The sequence below is a fragment of the uncultured Arenimonas sp. genome (assembly GCF_963976025.1).
Lineage (GTDB): Bacteria > Pseudomonadota > Gammaproteobacteria > Xanthomonadales > Xanthomonadaceae > Arenimonas.
This window is the reverse complement of record NZ_CAXBJS010000162.1, coordinates 1-5,926: the sequence shown is the minus strand read 5'-3', so window position 1 is coordinate 5,926 and position 5,926 is coordinate 1. Positions and strand designations below refer to the sequence as shown.

The window sequence follows — 5,926 nt, the reverse complement described above, 5'->3', positions numbered from 1 at the left end:
GACAGCCTGCGCTTCGAGGTGCTGCGCAACGACTCGCTGGGCTATTTCATGGGCGGCCGCCACGGCAAGCCCATCCACTTCCCGCCGATCCCGCTGCACCGCGAGGACGGCAGTGGCAACGATTCCATGGTGGTGGTGCACGCGGCGCTGTCGGGCAAGACCATCAACATCGCCGACGCCTACACCGCCGAGGGCTACGACTTTTCCGGCACCCGCGCCTTCGACGCCAAGACTGGCTACCGCTCGCAGTCTTTCCTGACGGTGCCGATGAAGGACCACGACGGGCATGTGATCGGCGTGCTGCAGCTGATCAATGCCAAGGGGCCGGACGGCGCGATCATGGCCTTCGAGCCGGCGATCCAGCAGCTGGTCGAATCCCTGGCCTCGCAGGCGGCGATCTCGCTCAACAACCGGCGGCTGATCGACCAGCTCGAAACCCTGTTCGAGGCGCTGATCAACCTGATCAACACCGCCATCGACGAAAAGTCGCCCTACACCGGCGGCCACTGCGAACGCGTGCCGGCGCTGACCACGCTGCTGGCCGACGCGGTGGCGCGCACCAAGGCCGGCCCGCTGGCGGACTTCGACATGTCCGAAGCCGACCGCTACGAGCTCAAGATCGCCGGCCTGCTGCACGACTGCGGCAAGATCACCACGCCGGTGCACGTGGTCGACAAGGCGACCAAGCTGCAGACGCTGTTCGACCGCATCGACCTGGTGGACGCGCGCTTCGAGGTGCTCAAGCGCGACGCCGAGATCGCCCTGCTCAAGGGTGAGATCGGCCAGGCGGCCTACGACGAACGCCTGGTGCAGCTCGACGCCGACCGCGAGGCGGTGCGCCAGGCCAATACCGGCGGCGAGTTCATGAGCGACGACAGGATCGCCGCGCTGCAGCGCATCGCGGCGTATGCCTGGCGCGGCCCCGACGGCAGCGAACAGCCCTTTCTGTCGGCCGAAGAGCTCGACAACCTGTGCATCCGCCGCGGCACGCTCAACAACGCCGAGCGCGAGATCATCAACCACCACATCACCATGACCATCCGCCTGCTCGAGGCGTTGCCCTGGCCCAAGCACCTGCGCAACGTGCCCGAATACGCCGGCGGCCACCACGAGCGCATGGACGGCAAGGGTTATCCGCGCGGCCTGACCCGCGAACAGATGAGCGTGCAGGCGCGGGTGATGGGCATCGCCGACATCTTCGAAGCCCTGACCGCCAGCGACCGGCCCTACAAACCCGGCAAGACGCTCAGCGAATCGCTGACCATCCTGGGCCGCATGAAGCTCGACCACCACGTGGACCCGGACCTGTTCGACGTGTTCCTGCGCGAGAAGGTCTACCTGGAATACGCCGAACGTTTCCTGCCGGCCGAGCAGATCGATCAGGTGGACTGGTCGAAGATTCCGGGTGTGTCGCCGGAGTTGGCGGCGGAGCTGAATCGCCGCGACTTGTAGGAGCGCCTTCAGGCGCGAATCCCTTCTTTGCCAAAGGCAAAGTCAAAAGATTCGCGCCTGAAGGCGCTCCTACACGGATTTTGCGCGGCGTTCGTACAGCCACAGCGCCGCGCTCGCCAGCAGCCAGCCCAGCCACCACGGCCAGCGCGGGCCGGGTTGTTCGTGGGGCCCGGTTTCGGCGGCGGGGGCCTGCGCCGCCAGGGTCTTGGTCGCCGCCTTGCGCTGGGCCGCGATCATCGCCGGATAATCATCCGGATCGCGCACCAGCAGGGGCAGGGCGGACTCGCCGCGCTGGAGTTGGTGCACGCCCGCTTTGGCCGGCCAGTAGCCCGCGCACGCAGACGTACCGCTGGCGGGGTCGATGGCCAGCGGGATCCGGGTACCGTCGGGGTCGGTCACGTGGTCGCCTTCCGACAGTCCGCACAGCATCGCGCGCTCGCCCAGCCAGGCCGGGGCCGGTGCCACTGCCCTGTCTTCGCCGCGCGCCCGCGCCAGCGTCTGCACGGTGCTGGCCCAGTGCTGGCCGAACGCCGCGCGCCGGCCGGACAGCCACCACCGGTAGCTGTCGGAAAGCAGGGTCGCGCCGACCCGGCCGCGGCCTTCGTTGCGCCAGGCCACCAGCGCTTCGCCGTCGGGTGCCAGGTGCAGCGCGCGGCCGTCGCGTGCGGACAGGCGCAGCGGTTGGCGCGACAGCAGGGGCGCCGGATTGTTTGCGGCCGCGGCACCCGTGGGAGGGACTTCAGCCCCGATGCCTTTCGCTACTGAAGTCCCTCCCACCGCGCTGTCGGGCCAGCGCAAACTGCGCACGCCTTCGGATGCCTCAAGCAGGAGGCCCCAATCGCGCAGGGAGGCCAGATCGTTGCTGCCCAGGCGGCCGGTGATCCGGACCAATACGCCCAGGCCTTCGCGCACCGCCTCGCGCAGCTGGCCGCGGCCGGCCGGGCCGAGCTGGCGCCAGGCGCGTTCGTCCAGCAGCACCAGGTCGAACTCCGCCAGCGTGGCGGCGTTGATCGGCAGCGGACGGTCGCCGAGCTGCACGCCACCACCCAGGTCGATGACGGTGTGCAGGTCCAGGCCGGCGTCCACCGCCCAGCGGCGAATGTATTTGAGCTCCGGCGAGGGGCCGCCGGCGAGCGCGAGCAGGCGCGGGCGGGCGGCGGCGATGACGTCAAGCCGCAGGGTCTCTTCCCCGAGCAGGGTTTCGTTCGTGTCCAGCCAGCGCAGGCCGAAGGGCGTGGGGCCGGCCGGGCCGGCCTGGGCCGTCAGCACGAAGCTGCCGTCGTCGCCGTGAAGGGCCGTGGCGAGTACTTCGCCGCGCGGGTCGCGCAGTTCCACCTTGCCGCCGGCGGGCCCCTGCACGCGACCGCGCACGGTGAAGGACTGGCCTTGCACGGCCGTCGCCGGCAGGTCGAGCGAGAGCAGGCCATCGGGCAGCGGCGCAGGTTCGAAGGCCAGTGGCAGCCCGGTGGCGGCATCGTGGTCGCGGGCGGGCAGGCCGTGGCCGCGCACCCTTACCGAATCAAAGGCGGGATAACGACGCAGCGCCGTGCCGAGGTCGGGCACACGTTCGACGTCGGCATCGGGCGCTGCACCGGGCAGGGCCACGCTGACTTCGCCGGGCATCGCTGCCGGCACTTCGCCAGCGCCCGGGGTCAGCACCACCAGCGTGCTTGCGGGCGCGGAAACCGGCGGCGGGAACAGCGCGAACCACAGCAGGCCGGCGACCAGGCACTGTCCGACAAAACGCAAGGCAGCCACGCCCGCCGGCAGCGCCTTCGCGGACACGCGCCAGGCCATGCGGGCGCCGGAAAGTACGATGGCCAGCACCAGCAGCCAGAGCACGGTCGTCGCAGGCGTCATGGCTGCTCCTCCGCCGACAGCGCGTCGAGATAAGCCTGGCCGGCCGCGTCGGGTTCGGGGCGTTCGGCCACGCCGGCCACCGGCGAGGGCAGCAAGGGCCACAGCAGGGCGCGCAGGCGCTGTCGGCAGTCGGCGCAGTCGGGCTGTGCGCGCAGGGTTTCGATGGCGGCCACCAGGGACAGCGGGTCTTCGAGACGGTCGGCGTTTGTTTCCAGCCAGTCGCTCATCGGTTCGAGATCGGGCGTGCGGCTTTCATCCGCCAGCGCCAACCAAAGGCCGGGCACCGGCGAATCCGGGGTCTGTGCGGGCTGCAGTCCGTCGCGGCGGTCGGCAATGCCTTCGCGCTTGCCGGTCATGCGCCGGCTTTCATCGATGGGCGGCAGCTCCAGGCCCACGCGCGCCAGGTAGATGCGGCTGGCCTGCTGCACCTGCTTGATGAACTCCAGCGCGCGATAGGCGTGCGGCAGCGCGCGCTGCGGCTGGCCCTGGCGCAGTTCGCCTTCCGACGACCACATCGCGTCCAGGGCCTGCTTGAGCAACGCCCGGGTCTGCGGGTCGAGAAGCGTGGCGGCTTCGGCGTCGTCGTGGGTGTGGCCGTAATCCTCGAGCACGCTGATCGCCGTGCCCAGCGGCGCGTCGCTTTCCGGGCCGTGATCGTGGCCGTCGTCTTCGCTGTGTTCGCCTTCCATGCCGGGCGGTGGTTCGGGCTGGCCTTCGTTTTCTTCGCCCAGGAACTGGCCGTAGCGCATGCGCAGGATGCGCTGGTCGAAGCCGATGGCGTCCGAGCGCGACAGGAACTCGTCGGCCGCCAGCCGCGGCTTTTGAGGCACCAGGGCTTCGATGTCCAGGATGATCTGGCGCTGGCTGCGGAAGTAGGCTGGCAGCGTTTTTTTCACCAGGCCTTCCATGCCGGTGGCCTCGGTGGCGGGTGGCATCGGCCAGCGCAGGATGAGGCTGGGGCTGCGGCTGGCCTGCGGATTCGGTGCGCGGTTGTCGGTGACGTCCAGGCGCACGATCAGGTCGTCGCCTTCGGCCAGGCCCAGCGCGGCCAGGTCGAGTGCGTGCCGGTAGCGGCGCTGTTTCGATTCGCCCTCGCCGCGCAGTGCAAGGCTGCGCTCGCTCACGGTCACCTGTTCGCCGGTGCCCTGGGCCAGGGTGATGTGCAGGCGGGCCGTGCCCAGGCCGTGGTCGTCGCTGGCTTCGAAGTCCAGCGGCCAGGTGCGCTGGCCGTCTTCGCGCAGGGTCAGCGGCCGCTCGGGCGACACCACGCGGATGACCGGCGGCTGGTCGGCGATGGCGTCGAGCCGGTGCAGTTCGTCCTGTGCCGGCGGCAGCGGCGCGGTGATCGCGATGCGGTAAAGCACCGAACGCGCCAGCGTGTGTTCGCCGGTCCAGTGTTCGCCCTCGCGCTGCAGCGCCAGTTCGCCGCCGTCGTGCCAGCGCAGTACCACCGCTTCGGGCTGCGGTGAAAAACGCAGGCGCCAGCGCAGGCGCGAACCTTCCGCGGCCTGCAGCGACAGCGCCGTTTCGGTGCGGGCGGGCAGGGCGGTGTAGTCCGGCGGCAGCACCTCGACGCCGGCTTCAACCAGCGCCACTTCGGTGGCCACGATTTCGCCGGCTTCGCTTGCGGTGCGTGCCGTCGCCGGGGGTGGCGTCGACGCGGTCGGCCAATACAGCGCTGCCAGCACCAGGGCCGCGCCCAGCAGCAGGCTGGCCAGCAGCGGGCGGCGCGGCCAGGCCGGCCGCAGGTCGGGCGCGGGCAGGTTGGCCAGCCGTTGCACCAGGCGTTCGCGCTGCAGCTCCTGCAGCGGGCCCAGCGAGGCCGGGTCGGCGAACAGCAGGTCGGCGCTGTCCTGCCAGCGCGGGTCCGCGTTGAGCCGGCGCGCCAGCCAGCGCTCGTCGTGGTGCGCGCGCTGTTGCTGCCACCAGGCGAAGGCCAGCAGTGCCAGGGCCGCGGCGGCCAGGCCGGCGAGCAGCGGCGACTGCAGGCGTATTCCCCAGGCCGCCGTCGCCAGCAGCCATGGCAGCCACAACAGCACCGCGGCGAACGCGAGGCGCATCGCCACGCCGCGCCGGGCTTCGCGCAGGCGCCCGATCACGACGGCCTCCGCAGGGCCTGGCCGGCGGCAAGCCAGCGTTCGACCAGGAACAGCGCCGCAAGCAGCACCGCCAGCCAGGGGGCCAGCGGCTGGTTCGGCGGCGTGTAAGCGGCGGCGCCGGCCAAGGGCGCGTAGGCCTGCGCATCAACACGCGTGGGCGCCGGGGGCGGGGCCTGCAGTCGCGCCTGCAGCCACTGCGGGAAGCGGGCATCGAGCAGTTCGGGGAAGGCTGCGGGTTCAAGCGGTGCGGCGAACCGCAGCACCCGGCCCTGTCCGTGGCGGGCGGCGCCCAGAAGGACCTCGCCCTTGTCATCGCGCCAGACGGCTTCCGCCGGTGCCGGCAGCGGCCAGGTCGTGGTCTCGCCAAGCAGCAGCGTGCCGCCGTCGTTCGCGAAGGCCATCAACGATTCGGGCACTTCGTCCGCGGCCAGCCAGGTGAGCAGTTTCGTGTCCGCGGGCCAGGGCGCGTCCAGCGGGGCGGTATCCACCTCCGCGTCCTCCTGGCCCGCCGTAAC

3 protein-coding genes and 1 pseudogene are annotated in these 5,926 nt (G+C 71.1%); 1 reads left to right on the top strand and 3 read right to left on the bottom strand.

Going from position 1 to position 5,926, the window contains the following annotated elements:
• Positions 1–1,452 (top strand): HD domain-containing phosphohydrolase (locus tag AACZ35_RS11560; RefSeq protein ID WP_339829401.1); only part of this gene is annotated, 1,452 nt, incomplete at its 5' end.
• Between the two features lie 69 nt (positions 1,453–1,521).
• Here the strand turns inward: AACZ35_RS11560 and AACZ35_RS11555 are convergent.
• From AACZ35_RS11555 to AACZ35_RS11545, 3 genes and pseudogenes are all read right to left on the bottom strand, one after another.
• The gene (locus tag AACZ35_RS11555) at positions 1,522–3,312 is read right to left on the bottom strand and encodes a carboxypeptidase regulatory-like domain-containing protein (protein ID WP_339829399.1); all 1,791 of its coding nucleotides are present in this window, start codon (positions 3,310–3,312) and stop codon (positions 1,522–1,524) included.
• Positions 3,309–5,411: a hypothetical protein gene (locus tag AACZ35_RS11550; protein WP_339829397.1), complete on the bottom strand. Its 2,103-nt coding sequence runs from the start codon at positions 5,409–5,411 to the stop codon at positions 3,309–3,311. The genes AACZ35_RS11555 and AACZ35_RS11550 overlap by 4 nt, the downstream gene beginning before the upstream one ends.
• Positions 5,408–5,926: pseudogene (locus AACZ35_RS11545) on the bottom strand (hypothetical protein); the annotation flags it as partial. The pseudogene AACZ35_RS11545 and the gene AACZ35_RS11550, both read right to left, overlap by 4 nt.